General features: G+C 43.9%; 18 protein-coding genes. 9 read left to right on the top strand and 9 right to left on the bottom strand.

What is annotated here, in order from left to right; all coding sequences use genetic code 11:
* Window positions 1-4: 4 nt before the first annotated feature.
* A complete protein-coding gene (gene metB / locus QSH61_RS17020) occupies window positions 5-1,225 on the bottom strand; it encodes a cystathionine gamma-synthase (RefSeq protein ID WP_206472675.1) in 1,221 nt (406 codons plus the stop codon).
* Window positions 1,226-1,569: 344 nt separating this feature from the next.
* On the opposite strand from metB, the gene metJ reads away from it, so the two are divergent.
* Window positions 1,570-1,890 (top strand): met regulon transcriptional regulator MetJ, encoded by a 321-nt coding sequence (metJ, locus tag QSH61_RS17025; protein ID WP_010368921.1) that lies wholly within the window; start codon window positions 1,570-1,572, stop codon window positions 1,888-1,890.
* 80 nt (window positions 1,891-1,970) lie between these two features.
* Here metJ and QSH61_RS17030 read toward each other — a convergent pair whose 3' ends face one another.
* Entirely contained in the window at window positions 1,971-3,212 is a 1,242-nt protein-coding gene (locus QSH61_RS17030) for a malic enzyme-like NAD(P)-binding protein (protein WP_069020522.1), read from the bottom strand.
* 772 nt (window positions 3,213-3,984) lie between these two features.
* Window positions 3,985-4,200 (bottom strand): 50S ribosomal protein L31, encoded by a 216-nt coding sequence (gene rpmE / locus QSH61_RS17035; protein WP_010607053.1) that lies wholly within the window; start codon window positions 4,198-4,200, stop codon window positions 3,985-3,987.
* 214 nt (window positions 4,201-4,414) lie between these two features.
* Here rpmE and priA point away from each other — a divergent pair, with 214 nt between their 5' ends.
* From priA to QSH61_RS17060, 5 genes are all read left to right on the top strand, one after another.
* A complete protein-coding gene (gene priA, locus QSH61_RS17040; protein ID WP_206472673.1) occupies window positions 4,415-6,586 on the top strand; it encodes a primosomal protein N' in 2,172 nt (723 codons plus the stop codon).
* Window positions 6,587-6,599: 13 nt separating this feature from the next.
* Window positions 6,600-7,130 (top strand): SPOR domain-containing protein, encoded by a 531-nt coding sequence (locus tag QSH61_RS17045; protein ID WP_017217264.1) that lies wholly within the window; start codon window positions 6,600-6,602, stop codon window positions 7,128-7,130.
* Between the two features lie 70 nt (window positions 7,131-7,200).
* Complete coding sequence (gene hslV, locus QSH61_RS17050) at window positions 7,201-7,719, top strand: ATP-dependent protease subunit HslV (protein ID WP_010368932.1); 519 nt, start codon at window positions 7,201-7,203, stop codon at window positions 7,717-7,719.
* 11 nt (window positions 7,720-7,730) lie between these two features.
* The gene (gene hslU / locus QSH61_RS17055) at window positions 7,731-9,059 is read left to right on the top strand and encodes an ATP-dependent protease ATPase subunit HslU (protein WP_010607051.1); all 1,329 of its coding nucleotides are present in this window, start codon (window positions 7,731-7,733) and stop codon (window positions 9,057-9,059) included.
* A gap of 49 nt (window positions 9,060-9,108) precedes the next feature.
* Window positions 9,109-9,483 (top strand): gamma-butyrobetaine hydroxylase family protein, encoded by a 375-nt coding sequence (locus QSH61_RS17060; protein ID WP_010607050.1) that lies wholly within the window; start codon window positions 9,109-9,111, stop codon window positions 9,481-9,483.
* 2 nt (window positions 9,484-9,485) lie between these two features.
* Here the strand turns inward: QSH61_RS17060 and QSH61_RS17065 are convergent, their stop codons facing one another.
* From QSH61_RS17065 to QSH61_RS17080, 4 genes are all read right to left on the bottom strand, one after another.
* Entirely contained in the window at window positions 9,486-10,034 is a 549-nt protein-coding gene (locus tag QSH61_RS17065; RefSeq protein WP_010607049.1) for a hypothetical protein, read from the bottom strand.
* 291 nt (window positions 10,035-10,325) lie between these two features.
* Entirely contained in the window at window positions 10,326-12,206 is a 1,881-nt protein-coding gene (locus QSH61_RS17070; protein ID WP_206472671.1) for a methyl-accepting chemotaxis protein, read from the bottom strand.
* Window positions 12,207-12,311: 105 nt separating this feature from the next.
* Window positions 12,312-13,364 (bottom strand): MJ1255/VC2487 family glycosyltransferase, encoded by a 1,053-nt coding sequence (locus tag QSH61_RS17075; protein WP_010607047.1) that lies wholly within the window; start codon window positions 13,362-13,364, stop codon window positions 12,312-12,314.
* Window positions 13,361-13,885 carry a phosphatase PAP2 family protein gene (locus QSH61_RS17080; protein WP_010368944.1) on the bottom strand — a complete coding sequence of 175 codons (525 nt, stop codon included), beginning with the start codon at window positions 13,883-13,885 and terminating at the stop codon, window positions 13,361-13,363. Before QSH61_RS17080 ends, QSH61_RS17075 begins: the two co-directional genes overlap by 4 nt.
* Window positions 13,886-14,043: 158 nt before the next feature.
* Between QSH61_RS17080 and rraA the strand changes: the two genes are divergently transcribed.
* Entirely contained in the window at window positions 14,044-14,547 is a 504-nt protein-coding gene (gene rraA, locus QSH61_RS17085) for a ribonuclease E activity regulator RraA (protein ID WP_010607046.1), read from the top strand.
* Between the two features lie 18 nt (window positions 14,548-14,565).
* Window positions 14,566-15,621 carry an arginase family protein gene (locus tag QSH61_RS17090; RefSeq protein ID WP_174170531.1) on the top strand — a complete coding sequence of 352 codons (1,056 nt, stop codon included), beginning with the start codon at window positions 14,566-14,568 and terminating at the stop codon, window positions 15,619-15,621.
* Window positions 15,622-15,664: 43 nt separating this feature from the next.
* Here QSH61_RS17090 and QSH61_RS17095 read toward each other — a convergent pair whose 3' ends face one another.
* Entirely contained in the window at window positions 15,665-17,449 is a 1,785-nt protein-coding gene (locus QSH61_RS17095; RefSeq protein WP_010607044.1) for an EAL domain-containing protein, read from the bottom strand.
* 24 nt (window positions 17,450-17,473) lie between these two features.
* Window positions 17,474-18,697 (bottom strand): imidazolonepropionase, encoded by a 1,224-nt coding sequence (gene hutI, locus QSH61_RS17100; protein WP_206472688.1) that lies wholly within the window; start codon window positions 18,695-18,697, stop codon window positions 17,474-17,476.
* Between the two features lie 111 nt (window positions 18,698-18,808).
* On the opposite strand from hutI, the gene hutC reads away from it, so the two are divergent.
* Entirely contained in the window at window positions 18,809-19,570 is a 762-nt protein-coding gene (gene hutC / locus QSH61_RS17105; protein ID WP_138582995.1) for a histidine utilization transcriptional repressor HutC, read from the top strand.
* Window positions 19,571-19,646 lie beyond the last annotated feature (76 nt).

Here is a 19,646-nt window from a genome sequence, read left to right on the forward strand (position 1 = left end):
TTACTCACCACAACGCTACTGTATGTGCAGGCGTTAATTTGAATGACTTAGCATCATCACTCGCCTGACTTTCATCAATACATGCAAATCCCGATTCCAGATCTGCAATGAGATCCTGTGCATCTTCAATGCCTACAGAAATACGAATCAACGTGTCGCCCACTCCCGCTTCTAAACGTGCTTGCGGATCCATACCCGCGTGTGTCATCGTCGCTGGATGACAAATAAGACTCTCAACCCCACCTAAAGATTCTGCCAATGAAAAGTGCGTTAGAGACGTTAAAAACTTCGCAGATGTTTGCAGATCGCCTTTGATATCAAAGCTCACCATGCCACCAAAGCCGAGCTGTTGTTTTTTCGCAAGTTCGTGTTGAGGATGCGACTCAAGGCCAGGGTAATAAACTTGGCTAACATACGGCGACTTTTCTAAATATTCTGCAATAAGCTGAGCATTTTCTTGATGTTGGCGTAAACGTACATTTAAGGTGCGCAGTCCACGTAGGGTAAGGTAACTATCAAAAGGTGCACCGGTAATACCGATATTATTCGCCCACCAAGCTAACTCATCACCCAATTCCTGTGTACGCGCGATCACCGCGCCCCCCACTACATCAGAATGACCATTGATATATTTAGTGGTTGAATGCACGACGACATCCACGCCAAAGGCAATGGGGTTTTGTAATGCAGGAGACAAGAAGGTGTTGTCAGCGGCGACCAAAGCCCCCACAGCGTGTGCTGCATTTACGACAGCTTCTATATCCGTTAACCGCAAAATTGGGTTACTTGGTGTTTCAATCCAAACTAATTTAGGTTTGATCTGCTGCAGCTGCGCAAGACTTTCAGGTTGCGTGAGATCCAAGACTGTTAATTTGAGCAATCCACGCTTTGCAAGCGATGTAAACAAGCGATAGCTACCACCATAGCAGTCATGTGGAATAACCAGCGTATCGTCATGGTTAAGCAGTTGAGTTACTAGGTGAACGGCAGCCATGCCAGTGGCGGTAATAATACCACGAGCACCACCTTCAAGTTCGGTAAGTGCCTGTGCAAGCACATCACGATTAAAGTTACCGCTGCGGCCATAATCGTAGTCGCGTTTGGTATCAAAATCGGCAAAAGAATAGGTGGTAGAAAGGTAAAGCGGTGGCACTACTGCCCCATGCGCTTTATCAGCTTCTATACCGTGACGCACTGCTACCGTCGATTTATTAACTTGACTCATAAGGTCACCTAGATAGTTGGATGTTTAGACGTCTAAAAGGTTAGAACAACAGAAACCAGAAGTCAAAACATTTATACTGCTAAATGGCTAAATAACTAGTATTTGACTATCTTTTTTAAACCGATAAAATTTCGCCACTCTAGGCGTTGCTAATACGACTGAGTTATTGAAAACTATGGCAGAGATTCTTCTATCTCGCTATGGCGGATTAGTTTATTCATCTATTTGAGTTTGGGATTTATCTTTAATTCGTAAGGTTATCCCTATATTCATGCGGTTGGTGAATAATGTAGACCAGAACCCAGTCATATTGGCATTGATGTAACTGAGGCAAGTACACAATTATGGCAAAATGGAACGGTGAGTATATTCACCCATATGCAGAACACGGTAAGAAAGCAGAGCAAGTAAAAAAGATCACGGTGAGCATACCTCTGAATGTACTCAAAGTGCTAACTGATGAGCGTACACGTCGCCAAGTGAATAACTTACGTCATGCCACGAACAGTGAGCTTTTATGTGAGGCGTTTCTACATGCCTTCACAGGTCAGCCACTGCCGAGCGATGAAGACTTGAGAAAAGATAATCCAGAGCGTATTCCTTTAGAGGTAAGACAAATAATGGAAGAGCGCGGTTTGGAGATCCCAGAAATAAACGAAGAGTGATAACTGCTCTTTCGCTCTGGAAATACAGACACAAAAAAAGCCTCAATCGAGGCTTTTTCATTTGAATAATACCAATGGTATTATTCCATATATCCAGCTGGCATATCGATTTGTGCCACGCCTGATTCAATTGCAGCTACCGCTACCGCTTTTGCGATACGAGGTAACAAACGTGGATCCATTGGTTTTGGAATAATATACTCAGGACCAAACTCTAGACTATCTACGTCAGCCGCTTTTAACACTTCAGCAGGTACAGGCTCTTTCGCAATCGTTCTAATTGCTTCAACCGCTGCAATCTTCATCTCGTCATTGATAGCGGTTGCGCGTACATCAAGCGCACCACGGAAGATAAACGGGAAACACAGTACATTATTTACTTGGTTTGGATAATCCGAGCGGCCTGTCGCCATGATCAAATCATTACGTGCACCGTGTGCAACTTCAGGGCTGATCTCAGGGTCTGGGTTAGAACAAGCGAATACCACTGGCTTGTCAGCCATTAGCTTTAGATCCTCAGCAGAAAGTAAGTCTGGGCCAGAAACACCAACAAATACGTCCGCATCTGCAATCACGTCTTGTAACGTACGCTTATCCGTGTTGTTTGCAAACAGCTCTTTGTATTCATTTAGGTCATCACGACGAGTATGGATCACGCCTTTTCTGTCCAGCATATAGATGTGCTCACGTTGAGCACCGCATTTGATCAGTAATTCCATACAAGCAATAGCGGCTGCACCCGCGCCAAGACACACAATAATCGCATCATGAATATCTTTACCTTGGATTTCCAACGCATTCAGCATACCCGCAGCGGTTACAATTGCAGTGCCGTGCTGATCATCATGGAATACAGGAACGTCACAACGTTCAATTAGCGCGCGCTCAATTTCAAAACACTCTGGCGCTTTAATATCTTCAAGGTTAATACCACCAAATGTGTCTGCGATATTTGCCACAGTATTGATGAAGTCTTCAGTGGTGTTGTGCTTAACTTCGATATCGATTGAATCAAGGCCCGCAAAACGCTTAAATAATAGTGCCTTACCTTCCATAACAGGCTTTGACGCCAAAGGACCTAAGTTACCCAAGCCAAGAATTGCCGTACCATTACTGATCACCGCAACCATATTTCCTTTACCCGTGTAACGGTATGCATTCGCCGGATCAGCCGCGATTTCACGTACTGGCTCTGCAACACCTGGGCTGTATGCAAGTGCTAAGTCTTTTACGGTCTCGGCAGGTTTAGTGAGTTCAACACTGATTTTACCTGGAACGGGCTTCTCGTGATAATCTAGAGCTTGTTGACGAAAGTCTGTCATGGCGCGATATTTTCCTACGAAGTTAATGTGAGAGTGTGGTAAACGTTCGCATTCTGAATGTTGGCAACCTAGCTAGCTGGTTACAGCAACACACAGTGCGATTAACTATATGAGCGACGACATTCAACCACTCAACAAGCGTATGTGCTTTGCTGTCGCGGTATGTCAATAGGACATATAGTTAATCGACCGTATTCACACAATACCGAGTTTTGCTCATTATTCAAGTAAAATCAGGTCTATCCACTAGCATGGTATTTTCTATACTTTTCCGAGAAGATAAGCTCAATTTTAAGAAATATTTCACAAATAAAATGACTAAAACTTAAAAAACAAGACGCTAAAACCAGCACGGAATGTATAAAATTAGCACAAATGTACACCAACTATAAAAACAATAAGAAAATTGCAACTTAACCAACTTTAACGTCAAGATACCGACATTTAATCGCAATATACTGACTTTAGTTTATATTAAGTGCTCATACCTGATACTATTTACTATATGAGCTTTGATTATTTTCACAACTTAAGCTCGTAAATGTTCAATATTTATCTGCTAAATAGAGTTTTTACTCTACCCAAGAGATCAGTAAAGTTTTGCTGCCAAACTGGCAAGTTTTTTATTTTAGAAGAATAAAAGACACAATAAGACGGGATGACTGACGGTCTATCTGCTGATGCAGAATAGGATGTATAAATCGAGAAGGTATTTTCAAACAGGCACAAAAAAAGCACCCTAAAGGTGCTTTTTTCGACTAGACCAACAAGATTACTTCTTGCTGCTAAGTGCACCGAAACGCTTGTTAAAGCGATCTACACGGCCACCTGTGTCAAGGATCTTCTGCTTACCAGTGTAAAACGGGTGACATGCAGAACATACGTCTAGGTGAATATCTTTACATAGCGTTGAACGAGTTTCGAACTTGTTACCGCAAGAGCACGATGCAGTGATCGTCTCGTAATTAGGGTGAATACCTTCTTTCATAGCAACCTCTAGTTAAGGCCGTATCGCTCTCCAAACCCGAAGTCTGGCACCATACGTAGTTATACAAAAATGTGGACGCGTATTTTAGTGCTTAACTGAACAATCTACAAGCAATATTTCAGAGTTTTTTATCACCGTCGCAGAGTACGTTTTCAATTCGTACCACCTTAGGTATATACTTCGTCACTGCGCTCACTTTATGGAATTGTAATACATGCTCATTCTTGAAGTAGCTTTAAAGCTGCCACTGCACCGAACATTCGACTATTTGCTAGCACCAACCATGCAAGTTGAAGCAGGAATGAGAGTCACCGTCAATTTTGCCAACCGTCGCTGCACAGCGATTGCGCTTGCTAAAAAAGACGACACCGATGTACCAAAAGAAAAACTCAAGCAAATTATTGAGGTGTTGGACGAGCATCCTGTCTTTAATCAAGCACAACTTAGCTTTTTACACTTTGTCTCCCAGTATTACTGTCATCCAATTGGCGATACCTTATTCACAGCACTACCGGCAGTACTCAGAGATGGTGGAAGCCCAGACAAAACTCAGATCCCTATCGTCAGATTAACGGAAAAAGGGCAGAAACTACCAACACTGCGAGCCAAAAAGCAACAAGCGCTGCTTTCTCAATTATATGAAGGTGGTGCAATAAAATTAAGTGAACTCAAAGCGCTCGGATTTGCTAGCCAAACAATTAAAGCATTAGAAGAAAAAGCGCTTATCTCACAATCTATTGAGCATGATAGTGATTGGTCGCAAAACGAATTACAGCTAGGCGAAAAGCCACGCCTAAACGACCAGCAAGCGACTATTTGCAGCGCCGTTAATGCACAAGTCGGTTACCGTACCTTTTTAATCGAAGGTGTAACGGGAAGTGGTAAAACCGAAGTCTACTTACAGAGCCTTGAAAACATAATAAAAGCGGGTAAACAAGCACTGATCTTAGTGCCTGAAATTGGACTCACACCACAAACGGTCAACCGCTTCAAAAAACGCTTTAATAACCTGCCCATTGATTTATGGCATTCAAATCTAACCGATAACGAACGCCTACATACTTGGCGTCGCGCCGAAAAGGGTCTGAGCGCTTTGGTCATCGGTACTCGCTCGGCCATTTTTTTGCCATTTCAAAATCTCGGCATGATCATCGTTGACGAAGAGCACGACAACTCGTTTAAACAGCAAGAAGGCCTGCGCTATCACGCCAGAGATCTCGCTGCATTTCGAGCGCATCAGGCACACTGCCCTTTGCTTTTGGGAACCGCAACACCGGCATTAGAAACATTACACAAAGCCATTACCAACAAATATCAACTCGTCACACTGAGTAAACGAGCGCAGACCCAGCACGACAACCAATTTCACCTTGTCGACATGAAAGGTCAGCCAGAACAAGGCGGGTTTTCACCAATGAGTTTACATTGGATGGAAAAAACACTCGCTCGCGGTAAGCAAGTTATGGTGTTTCTAAATCGTCGGGGCTTTGCACCAACATTGATGTGTCACGAATGCGGATGGCTTAATACCTGTAAACATTGCTCTACCAGCGCCACGTACCATAAAAACATGAACCGCTTGGTATGCCATCATTGTGGTGAACAGGACTTTGTACCGAGACAGTGTCCAGATTGCGGCAGCACCCAAATCATGCCCACAGGGCTTGGTACAGAACAACTCGAAGGCTTTTTAAGCGAACGCTTCACTGATATTCCCGTTACTCGCATTGACCGAGATTCTACGCGCCGTAAGGGCAGCCTTGAAAGCGCCCTTGAAGAAATTAATCAAGGTGGCGCGCGAATTCTGGTCGGCACTCAAATGCTTGCCAAGGGCCACCACTTTGCCGATGTCAGCCTTGTGATTATCTTGGATGTGGACTCAGGACTTTACTCTTGTGACTTTAGAGCAACCGAGCAAATGGCACAGCTCATTACGCAAGTTGCTGGACGAGCCGGACGTGCCGGTGAAGCGGGAACCGTGTTATTGCAAACGCATTTTCCAGAACACCCATTATTGCAAGATTTAATTAATAATGGTTATGGCGACTTCGCGCGATATGCCTTACAAGAGCGTGAAGAAGCTATGCTTCCCCCCTTCGCACACTTAGCTATCATCCGCGCCGAGGCAACAAATATAAATACAGTATTGCGCTTTTTGTCGGATTTGGTTCCAGCTACCCCCTATCCTGGTATACAATTGCTGGGTCCAATTCCAGCACCACTTGAACGAATAGCTGGAAAGTTCAGATATCAATTACACATACACGCACAACAACGCACTGTGCTGCGGGGCTACCTTTCGCAACTTGCGCGCTATATCGCTACGCATGAGTCTGCCAATCGAGTACGCTGGAGCATAGATGTTGATCCAATGGATAGCTATTAAACTCAAATAATCTATGGCACAGCACGATTACATCAATAAGAAACCTAAAGGCAAGGGGAAAGACAAGCCAGAAAAATCGGCGAAATTTCCTGTTATTGCTGCTATTTTTGCATTTCTACTAATCGGAGGGTTTGCCTACGGTCTTTGGTTTATAAAAACCAATGCCGATCCTAAAGAAGTAGAGCAAGCCAAAAACCCACACCCAGTTGCCGAGCAAAAGGTTATTAAACCAAAGCCTCGCCCACCTGAGTTCATTGAAGAAATTAAAAATCATGAAATCAAGGTCGAAGTTAAAGAGATCGAGAGCAAAGGTCCCTATCAAATGCAGTGTGGTTCATTTAGAACCCATAGCCAAGCCGAAGCCATGAAAGCCAAAGTTGCGTTTGCTGGATTAATCGCGGAGATCCGTCGTACCGAAGGGAGTAACGGTGTCTGGTATCGTGTCCGTCTTGGCCCCTACGATACCAAGCGTTTAGCAGAAAGCGATAAAAACAAATTACAACGCGTTGGGATATTTGGCTGCGGGATTTGGGGCTGGACTTGATTTTTATAAGTCCACCCATATTTCCTACTAATCTAGAGTTACACGGGCACAGGCCCAGATAAGGATTACTATGACTACCATCGTTAGTGTTCGTCGCGATGACAAAGTGGTTATCGGCGGTGATGGCCAAGTTTCGCTTGGTAACACAGTTATGAAAGGCAACGCACGTAAAGTACGTCGTCTATACAATGGTAAAGTACTGGCAGGTTTCGCTGGCGGTACAGCTGATGCATTTACATTATTTGAACGCTTTGAAGCAAAGCTAGAGATGCACCAAGGCCATCTCACTAAAGCAGCCGTAGAAATGGCAAAAGACTGGCGTACCGACAGAGCATTAAGAAGGCTTGAAGCCCTACTTGCGGTAGCCGATGAAACCGCCTCGCTTATCATCACAGGTAACGGCGACGTGGTGCAGCCAGAGCATGATCTTATTGCTATCGGCAGTGGTGGTAATTTCGCACAGGCAGCTGCAACCGCACTACTTGAAAATACCGACTTAAGTGCGAAAGAAATCGTGGAAAAGAGCCTAAAGATCGCCGGCGATATCTGCGTATTTACCAATAATTTCCAAACTATCGAAGAATTGTAATAGGACTCGTCATGACAGCTATGACTCCAAGAGAGATTGTGCACGAGCTTGATCAACATATTATCGGTCAGGACAAAGCCAAAAAAGCCGTCGCGATTGCACTGCGCAACCGTTGGCGTCGTATGCAGCTTGATGAAGAGCTGCGTGCAGAAGTTACACCCAAGAATATTTTGATGATCGGCCCAACGGGTGTAGGTAAAACTGAAATTGCCCGCCGCCTAGCAAAACTTGCTAACGCACCATTTATCAAAGTAGAAGCGACTAAGTTCACCGAAGTGGGTTATGTTGGTAAAGAAGTTGAAACCATCATCCGCGATCTAGTCGAAGTTTCTTTTAAACTAACACGTGAACAGCAAACCAAGAAATTCAAATTCCGCGCTGAAGAAGCCGCCGAAGAGCGTATTTTAGATGCACTTTTGCCACCAGCAAAAGACGCTTGGGGTGAGTCTCAGCCAAATGAAAATTCGTCAACACGTCAAGTATTTCGTAAAAAACTACGTGAAGGTCAGTTAGACGACAAAGAAATTGAGATCGACATCGCAGAAACGGCGCCTCATGTTGAGATCATGTCACCTCCTGGTATGGAAGAAATGACCAGCCAGCTACAGAGCATGTTCCAAAACATGTCGGGTGACAAGAAAAAGAACCGTAAGCTGAAAATTAAAGAAGCACTTAAGCTATTGATTGAAGAAGAAGCTGCAAAGCTTGTTAATCCAGAAGAGCTTAAAGAGCAAGCTATTGAGTCAGTTGAACAAAACGGTATCGTGTTTATTGATGAAATCGATAAAATTTGTAAGCGCGGAGAATCTTCTGGCCCAGATGTTAGCCGTGAAGGTGTACAACGCGACTTACTACCACTTATCGAAGGTTCAACCGTTAATACTAAACACGGCATGGTAAAAACCGACCACATTTTATTTATCGCGTCAGGTGCGTTCCAAATGGCCAAGCCGTCGGATTTAATCCCTGAACTACAAGGTCGTTTACCTATTCGCGTTGAACTAGAAGCACTAACTGCGGGTGATTTCAAACGTATTCTAACTGAGCCAAATGCATCTCTTACAGAGCAGCAACAAGCGCTACTGAAAACAGAAGACGTCACTATCGACTTTACCGATGACGCTATCACTAAACTGGCTGAAGCTGCATATCAGGTCAACGAGAAAACTGAAAACATCGGTGCGCGTCGCCTTCACACTGTGATGGAAAAGCTGATGGAAGAGATTTCATTCGATGCCAGTGAAAAGGCTGGTGATACCTTGACGATTGATGCCGCCTACGTTGAACAGCATTTAGACATGCTTGTTCAGGATGAAGATTTAAGCCGCTTCATTCTGTAAATTAAAATAAAAAGCGGAGCCTTGCTCCGCTTTTTGAGTTATACCAATTATGTATCAAGTCACCAAACTTCATTATCATACGCTCAGTAAAGTACTCGATGTTTATTTTGAGGACGGCCGCTGTTTTACGCTAAGTGCCGAATTCTTACGAACACATTCACCATCCGCCGAAGTGCAAGGGCATAGTCCGGCGCAAAAGCAACTCGTGCTAAACAAACAGAATGTCGCCATAAAGAAAATTGAACCCGTTGGTCACTATGCTGCACGCTTTGTTTTTGATGATGGCCACGACTCAGGGCTCTACAGCTGGCAATACTTATACACTATAGCTACACAACACGATGTGCTATGGCAGGAATATGTAAACGCTGTAGAAGAGTATAAAACCCAAAAGGACAGCGTACCTATCAAGTTTGTGCCTTAAATTTACTGTTGATAAGCAGCCTGATACGAAGATTTGACATTATCGACCAAGCTATCTAAAACCTTTAAATTCATCTTATTAGGGAAGAAATCAGCTTGTGCCGCTAGCTTGTTACGCATCTTCATTAGTGTCACTCGATCTTCTTTTAAAAACGCAACACTCGCGGCTATATACTCTACCCAAAGGAACTCGGCAGGATTATTCTTCGCAGAGAGCAGAAGTGCCTCTCCAACCTCTATCGCCTGTTCTCGCTTTCCCGCCATAGCATAATTCTGAAATAAATGCCATTGCAAACTTGCTTGCTGCTCTCCAGTCATGGTTTTATATTGCTCAATGAGCATTGCAGCTTCTAAATAACAACCCTGATTATACAGTACTCGCCACCCAGAGTTAGGTGTTTGATCAAAGCTTTTATAATTCATATTAGTCATGTTATTGCGTACAGTATCGAAGCTATCTCGACATAACATCGAAGCTTGAACAGAAAAGTTTCCCATAGCCAAAAGTAAAAATAGCCCCCGGATACAAGAATTACGTGTGGAGAGTTTCATTTAAATATTCCTTTTCAACATGTGATTTTCTCTTTATAAAACATACCTTTTAAAGATGCAAACCCCTACCTAAGACGATCCGGAAAATTTCTACAACAGTACATATTACTCACGATGTTGAATAGAGTCACCTTAAATGCAATACGCTTCTCAATATTCAAAATGACAATCAACCTGAACCTTAAAAATAATAAGCAAGCTCATTTCTTATCCGAGCCTCAGGTTTAATAAAAAACCCCACTATAAATTAAGTGGGGCTTTGACATTAAGAACCTCAGGTTGAATTGGTGTTTATACCTGATACTTAGCCACGGCTTCGTGTAATACGCGCGCTTGCTCTGCGACTTCTTCACTACTTTGCGCATTAGAGCGAGCATGCTCTGAGGCACCTTGCGCAATGTCTCTGATCTTAACCACGTTTTTATTCACTTCTGAAGCAACTTGGTTTTGTTCATCAATTGCCGTCGCGATATGCGTGCTCATTTCCATAATCGTTTGCACATCTTGGGTGATCATGCTGAGCAACTCCCCAGCCTTTTCGGCTTGCGACACACTTTCATTGCCTTGTTCACGACATTGTTCCATGATGTTCACCACTTCTCGTGTACGCTGTTGCAGTGTAGAAATGATACTTTCGATTTCTTGCGTGGAGTCTTGAGTACGCTGCGCAAGTGACCTAACTTCATCCGCTACAACAGCAAAACCTCGACCTTGCTCTCCCGCACGTGCAGCTTCAATAGCAGCGTTTAGCGCAAGTAAGTTTGTTTGCTCTGCAATACCACGGATCACATCCAATACCGAGCCAATAGTTTCACCGTCACGCTCTAACTGAGCAACAACACTTGAAGCACCACCTAACGATTCCGATAACTGCATGATGTGCTCAATTGTTGCTGTGACCTCACGGCGACCTTGTTGCGCATTTTCATTCGTTGTCTCGGCTTTATGCGCAGCTTCACCCGTATTATGAGAAATGTCTTGGATCGTCGCTTGCATCTCGGTCGCAGCGGTTGCAACCATATCCGCTTCGTGCAACTGCTCAGCCATACCAGTACTCGTTTGGGCTGTTGTCTCCGTTAAATGATCCGTGGCTTCATTAATAGTTGCCAACGCTCCATTCACATCAGCAATGAGATCTCTGAAGTCAGAAATTAAGCTATTAAAATCACGGGTCATAATCGTGATTTCGTCATTACCGCTTTGTTCAATTTGTAGACTTAAATTATTTTCACGACGAATGCGCTCAATGGTTTGATAAACGCGCTCTACGGGCTGAATAATTGAGCGACTAGTCGATAACACCAAAGTCATCACGATAATACCAGCCACAACAAATACACCGATGGCAAGCATCTGAGTTTTATCAACGTTTTCTTTGATCTCTGCCTTTGCCTGCTCCACGACTTCAGAGACCACCGCATCACTTTTCTCAACACTCACTTTCATCTTGCCAAGCGCACCGCTCGTTAAATCTAAGCCAAGTGCTTCTTGTGCTCGAACTAAACCCGCAAATTTGGATTGATAGGTGCTCAATAAACTAAGTAGCTTAGATTGATATTGAGCGTTAAACCCAGCACTACGAATTTCCTGAGAAAACTGTGCAACTAGCTCGTCAAAACGCTTAAGATATTTGGTATCAAAACGTAACATAAAGTCTTTTTCGGCTCGACGAAGCTGCAGCATGGTTGAAAGGAGTTGATAATTCTGCTGCTCTTTTAGTAGTGTTTCTACCTCGTGTACCGCACCACGAAGCTCACCGTAAAGAGCATCCTTTGGATGCAAGCCAATTGTTTTTTGTAATTGCACCACTTTTTGAAAGTCATCGTAATAACTTTTTGCTAAGCGTTCAAATTCGTTGATCCGACCTAAATCGATATCAAAATCAGAAAAAGTACCTTGCAACAAAGCGAGCTTAGTTTGCAGCTCACGATACTCGTTTTCAAACTCATCGAGTGAATCTACATGCTTGTAAAAAAGGAAATTTTTCTCGTGTTTGCGCATTGCTAATTCATGAATATCGAGCTCTTCTGCATATTGAATGGTTTCATTCAATTTCAGCATAGTACGAGCTTCGTACATGATCATAATTAACATAACAACCAAGGCAATCCCTACCACTAATGCATTCACTTGCAAACGACGTCTGATAGTCAGATTTTCTAATACCGCCATCGGCTTACCTACAATGTTAATAGACTGGCTAAAGTATAGCTGAAGCCTTTCAGCCTTGCCTCATAATAGGTAATTATTCTGGGTTCATATTACAAATTAATATATTTACGCCGCTTTTACATACAAATTATTAACACCGTTCCAAAGTTGATTGTGCAATAAATCAATATTGTGCCATTGACCTCCTATCAACCACTCCACTAGCAAGCTAGGATCGGATGGAAAATAAAACGATGCCTTCGCGTCTGTTCGCAGCCATTCTTCCAGCGCCCCAGCATTGAGATAATTCATCACTTGGGCATGACCGAGTTCGGCTAGCGTCTGTGCATTATTCTGCTGTTCAAATTGACCATCTAATGGTTTAAGTAGCAGTTTTTTACCGAGTTTTAATGCTTCACTAGAAAGCTCAAACCCGGCATTTGCAATCACACCACTGGTATTTCTTAAGTCCTGAATAAACCCAGAACGACTCGGTTTTCTTAGGTGAATATGTTGCAAAGAAGCATTGTCAGCATCCGGGTGATAGCAGTAAAACTCCTTATCAGGGAAATCTTTTAACAACTCAATAATGCTATCCAAAGCTTCAAACGGCAGATAAACCAAAACTTTGTTAATTATCGATGCACATTGCTCCTGCTCAGCCTCGTAAGGAATAAAAGGCGGAATAATATGCTTATCAAACGGTTGCCAGTGCACCCCAAGATGAATATCAGCTGGTGCAAAATACCGGATAAGGGCTTTGTGCCAAGGCTGTACGGCAAATTGTGGAACAGCATCATATAAATATGACGCTTGATGACTCATTGCTATCACCGGAACCTTTGCCAGCTTTCCTGCCCACGCACTGACAGGCTCAAAGTCGTTAAAGATCAAGTCATAACCTGATACATCTAATTTTCTAACGTCGCGAATAAACTCACCAAACTTGAGCGACTGAAAAGTTTTTAAACGATTTAACTGGCCACGCTCGGTAACGAATGACAACCCTCGGCAACTGCGATAATCACCAAAATCATGCATATCGAAATAGTTTTCCGAAGGACGTCCAGAAAAAAAGTAGTCAACAGAAATTCCCATGTTGCGAAAGCAATTTGCCATTACCCGAGCTCGAGTCGTATGGCCATTTCCCGTTCCTTGAACACCATATAGTATTTTCATACGCTTCCTAATATCACTATCGCTAAACTTGCACAGGCAACACCCATTGCCGCACCAAGCACCACATCAAGTGGATAATGTACCCCTACAATTACGCGTGACAATGACACTCCTGAAGCCCAAATCATCAACGGAAACGCAGCTAGTGGAATTTGCTCCATCAAGCAAGTCGCATATAGCCAAGCGCCAGCACTATGTCCCGAGGGCAGACTAAACTTATCACTCGGCGTCAACAAGGCTTTCACTGCGTAGCAGTCACATGGTCGTAATCGTGCAAAACGATTTTTTAGATAGAAGTAAAGCGGCCTTTCAATTGCAAAGGCCAAAATCACGGTGAGTGCAAATTGCTGACCTAGCTGCTCCAAAAACAGAGCGCACGCAATTGCGACCAACACATAGAGTCCACCGTTGCCACTTTTGGATAGACCTAATGCTATCAATCTAAACCAGTTTCTTGGTTTAGGGCAAAACACCACAAAGTATAATGCAGCGTCCAGCTCGGCTAGTTTTGCTTTCATCATTCGAGTCACGCCTAATTGCTCACAATATCAGCATAGAAGAGCAAAATAACAAATAGGTGACACTTTTAAGACACAAATATGTAAGTTGAATCAAAGCATTGCTAAGCACAAGTATGAGAGTATACTGGTTATCGACAATCAATATTCGAGGATTCAATATGGAATACAGCACTTCTGATCTTTGCGACCACTTTGCTGATGTGGTTGATGTGCTAGAGCCTATGTTCATCAATTTTGGCGGCCAGACGTCATTTAGTGGTCGTATCACTACCGTCAAATGTTTTGAAAACAATGAGCAGATCCAAGATGTACTACAACAAGACGGTACTGGTCGTGTGCTGCTCGTTGATGGTGGTGGTTCAACTCGTCGTGCACTGGTTGATATTGATTTAGCTGAGCTGGCGGTCGAGAACAACTGGCAAGGCATCATCGTTTACGGCGCGGTGCGCCATGTTGATGAATTAGAAGAAAGCGATATTGGCATTCAAGCAATCGCTTCTATCCCAGTAGCAGCAGATAGCAGTGGCAGCGGCGAAGTCGGCATTCCCGTTAATTTCGCAGGTGTCTCTTTTTACGAAGATGATTTTGTTTACGCCGACTCCACCGGCATTATCATCTCTGCGGAAGAGTTAATTTTAGAAGATGATAACGAAGACAATTAAGCGCTAGAAGTAACAGTCATGAGTACAGCAGTCCGTATATATGATGAAAGTAATATTGCCACTTTTGTCAGTGCAAGAGCCGGTGAAACCAGAATTTGGCAAAGCATAAGCTTTTTACAATGTGATCATGACTACGCGGCTTCGCTTAGAGACGCGGCCCAATTTGGGATCCGTTACGTGTTGTTGGGGATCCCCGAGGATATAGGTCCGCGCGCCAATTGCGGGCAAGGCGGCGCCGAGCTCGGTTGGCAAGCCTTCTTAAAACGCTTTTTGAATCAGCCCGATAACCAGTTTTTGTCAGGCGATAAGGTTTTGTTGCTAGGCGAGGTGGATACCCTCGCTATTCAAACGCGTGCACTATCGCTCGATAACGCTAATAGCGAACAGCTAGCGCAGCTACGCACTCTCTGTGCTGACCTCGACAACCAAGTTATTGCAACCCTAGCACCTATCTTTGCTGCAGGCTTGGAGCCAATTATCATTGGTGGTGGTCACAATAATGCTTTTGGTATTTTGCAGGCACATTTTGAGGCCAGCAAGCATGCCGCTGGTGCCATCAACTTTGACCCTCATGCTGACTTTCGAGCTTGTGAAGGGCGACATAGCGGTAATGGCTTCAGTTACGCGCATCAAGCTGGTAGTTTGTCGCATTATCATGTCATCGGCTTGCACGAGCACAAAAACAACCAAACAATCCTTACTCAATTGCAAAACGCTGGATTCGGATTTTCAAGTTATCAAGCGATAAAAACCAGGCAAACTCAGAGTTTATCCGCATCACTCGACAAAGCGTTGGCAACGATGCCAAGCGACATTCCATTAGGCGTAGAGTTAGACGTTGATGCCATCGTCGGTATGCCTGCAAGTGCCCTGACCTATCAAGGCTTCACAAGTAGCGATGCCGAATATTTTGTGTACCGTATGGCTCAGGCTCGACATGCTAAATATTTGCACTTATGTGAAGCAGCCCCGGCTAGACACCCACTTGGTGAGCAGGCGGGTATCGAACATTGTGGCCAAATACTAACGAACCTTGCGAACGCTTATTTAAGTACCCGTCAACAGAGGCGCTAAACACTGTCACAGCCAAACCAATGTAAAGGTAAGGCGCTCCTAGTTATTGAGGTAGCCTTTGTTTCAGCCAACTGATCAAAATATTGCTGTTCTGTGGTCGAGAAAAGTAAAACCCTTGCGCTGCCACCGTGCCAATGCTTTTTACAAACTCGAGTTGCCCGAGAGATTCAATACCCTCGCCAATCACGCGACAGTGCTTTTCTTGATGCATCTCTACAATGCCTTTTACCAAGGATTTGGTATGCCCCATATGCTCTGGTTCTTGCGTCATATTGCGCGACAGTTTCACGTACTCAAAACGCAGTGCGGGTAATTTAGCAAGTACCAGCGGCGCATCACCAAAGCTATCGACACACATTTTTACACCCAAGTTCTTCAAACGACTGATCATCGCAATTTCTTGCTCATCTAGTTCGGCAAGCATACTAGCTGGACACTCGATAATGATAGCGCCAGGGCTTAACTGATGGTTGAGCATAGTGTAGTCAATAAACTCGATAAAGCTTTCGCTCAAGAGCTCAGCACCAAAGACATTAATACTGATGGGAACGCTGATCCCTTCCATTTTCAGTGCCAATGCAATTTCGCATGCACGCTCTAATACATATTCAGCAACGGGAATGGCAAGTCCAACTAAACGAATATCATCAATAAACTCATTGGCACTTAAAATCCCTTGCTTTGGATGCTGCCAACGCAACAATAATTCCACAAACTCAATGCTGTTATCTTCATGACGAACGACTGGATGAAAATAGAGCTCAAATTCAGATCTAAAGTTGATTTTAGCTAACTCCGACAACCTAACCTGTTGCTCCAGCCGATGAATTTGCATACGTTGTTGATACGGCACGACCTGTTGATGGCTATGCTGATGCGCTTCTGATTGTGTATCTAGCGCTAAAAACACGCAAGAAATCAGGTTCTCAAGCTGCCCCATTTCTTCATCGCAATTCACATAACTCGCACGCATCATGATCTCTAACGTACAGCTACCAACATTGAATGGCTTTAAAGTGCTGTTTGATATTTCCTCTATCAGCTGCTCATGAAAGTGCTTACCATGCTTTAACGAACATACAAACGCAAAGTTAAGACCACCTAGATGCGCCATTTTCGCAGTTTCATTGCCATGAGTGATGGCCATAACATCACCTGATTGCAAACATTGCGCAATACGATTAGCCGATTGAGCTAACAGCAAGTCACCAAACTCACGCCCTAAATGAAAATTTACCTGCTCGAAACCCATGAGACGGACTAGCACGAGCATACAAGGGCTCCCTTCCGTTTGGCGATATTCATTAAAAGCACGTTTAAAACTTTGCCGACCAGGTAACCCCAAACTTTCATGCTCGGTGTGGTCATCATTGTGTTCTTTCAATTCAAATTCATTTGCGCTGCTATACGCTTGATAGGCAAGGAAAAGAATATACATAAACACAATGACAATTGCGCCATGCTGGGCAGGAAATGTCCATAGATATTCAGACACAGTCCACATTACCAAAGTGATTATCGCCGCAGCACTTATCAACAATAAGCCACTTTTGTGCTCCTGTAAGCCATGGAATAGATACAGGAGTATCGTTAGAGTAAGTAAATGTAATGTAGTGATATTGCCCGTAAAGGCGAGCAGTATTGCAAGTGTTGCACTGCTAAGGTGAGCCAGCTTGAGCATACCAGAGGGGCGCTGCAACATTAATGCTAACGCCCCCATTACAATGGCTCCGGCCATGCCAGCCATCATTGGCGTAATTAGTATCGCTATTCCTTCAGACAGCAATAATTCCGTGGCTCCGCCACTAGCTGTTGAAATTGAAAGCATAATTTGTTGCTTATAAAAGGATCATTACTGATTAAGTTTACCTAAGATCCACAAATTTGACAGGTCCGCTACTCCAAATTGATAACTTAACTGTGCAGGATGGGTAATGTCCCATAACGCTAAGTCTGCGCGCGTTCCAACTTTCAATACTCCACGGTCGTTCAACCCCAAGGCTTTCGCAGCATTAACCGTAACACCGCTAAGCGCTTCTTCCGGTGTCATTCTAAATAATGTGCATGCCATATTTAGCATTAATCGCAGTGAGCACAAAGGCGCAGTACCTGGATTGAAGTCGCTCGCGAGTGCCATTGCTACTTTATGCTTTCTGAGCAAGTCAATTGGTGGTAATTGCGTTTCTCGTAAGAAATAAAAAGCGCCGGGTAAAAGTACCGCAGTCACATCCCCTCTCGCCATCGCTTCCACACCAGCTTCATCAAGATATTCAATATGATCCGCTGAAAGCCCTTTAAACTTTGCCACCAGCTCGCTGCCATGTTGATTAGATAGCTGCTCAGCATGACATTTAACCTGTAATCCCAACTGTTGTGCTCGAGTAAATACTTGCTCAGTTTGCTGATAGGTAAATCCGACGTTCTCACAAAATACATCAACAGCCGTTGCTAATTGGCGCGAAGCAACTTGTGGCAGCATCTCATCACAGACTAAATCAATGTAGGCTTGGCTATTATCTTTGTATTCTGGGGGTAATGCATGTGCGCCCAAGAACGTGCTATGCACATCAATCGGGTGATGCTCATTAAGTAGTTGATTAATTTCTAGCAGCTTTAGCTCATTTTCAACGTCTAGGCCGTAACCCGATTTACTTTCAACCGTGGTAACCCCTTCTTTGAGTAAACTATTCAAGCGGTTCTTACCGTTAACATATAGCGTTTCTCTGTCTGCCAATCGTGTCGCCTTAACGGTACTTGCGATACCACCACCTTGCGCGGCAATCTGTTGATATGACGCCCCCAGTAATCGTTGCTCAAATTCGTTGGCCCGAGAACCTGCAAATAAAATATGCGTGTGGCAGTCGATTAACCCTGGGGTCAACCATTGGCCATTGGCTTTATGAATAGGGGTTGCTATGGCGTCAACCTCAGGTAGTTCACTACGAGGGCCTAACCAATTAATTTTGCCATCTTTAATAGCGATCGCTGCGTTTTCTATCGCACCATAAGGGGTATCCAAATTGGGATCCATAGTTGCAATATTGACATCGATAATAAGCAAATCGGCTTCTAACATCATACTTGTCCTAATCTAAATCAAATCCATATGCCAACACATTAAAAGAAACTCGCTCACTGCGAGATTTATCCATTGAGTCTATCAGGGATACTTGTATATACAAGAGAAGTGTGCCATCTTTATTTACATAAATATGAACTCGAGACAACAATTGTGCCTGAGCTTCCTAAATTTGCGCTGATAAAACAATATATTATCGATAATATTCGCGCCGCGCGCTGGCTCGAAAACGAGCGCGTGCCGTCGGAGAATGAGTTAGCTGACCAATTTAATGTTAGCCGAATGACCGCAAGACGAGCACTAAGCGAGCTAACTGAAGCCGGAATTTTAACTCGTAGCCAAGGCCTAGGTACTTTTGTTGCCAGTTTTAAATCTCAGTCTTCGTTACTTGAGATCCGAAATATTGCCGACGAGGTCAACGCACGCAATGGCAAATACTCATGCACCGTACTAACGCTTGAACTTATTGCAGCAGTAGCACCTATCGCTATTGCACTCGGTGTAGAAGCGGACGCGCCAGTCTACAGAAGCGTAATTGTACATAATGAAAATGAACAACCACTGCAAGTCGAAGAGCGCTTTGTCAATCCACAGTTGGCACCGGAGTATTTAGACCAAAACTTTGAACTGACTACCCCTCATGAATATTTATCTCAAGTCGCGCCACTCACTGAGGCTAGACACACCGTTGAAGCAGTTATGCCATCACCAGAGGTTTGCCAGTGGCTTGGGCTTTATAATGAAGAACCATGCTTACAAATGATCCGCCGAACTTGGTCTGCAAAGGGCATTGTTAGCTTCGCGAGATTAATTTCGCCAGGCAGTAAATATCGCTTAGGTGGTCATCTCACCTTTAAGCAAAGGTCGTAACACATAAAGTGTCGCCAAATATCGCGGCAGATAAATCAAAACGACATGGCAGCCTCGGTTGTCATGCAATACAAAT

The organism is Pseudoalteromonas sp. JC3 (assembly GCF_030291895.1).
In the GTDB taxonomy this organism is placed as follows: Bacteria; Pseudomonadota; Gammaproteobacteria; order Enterobacterales; family Alteromonadaceae; genus Pseudoalteromonas.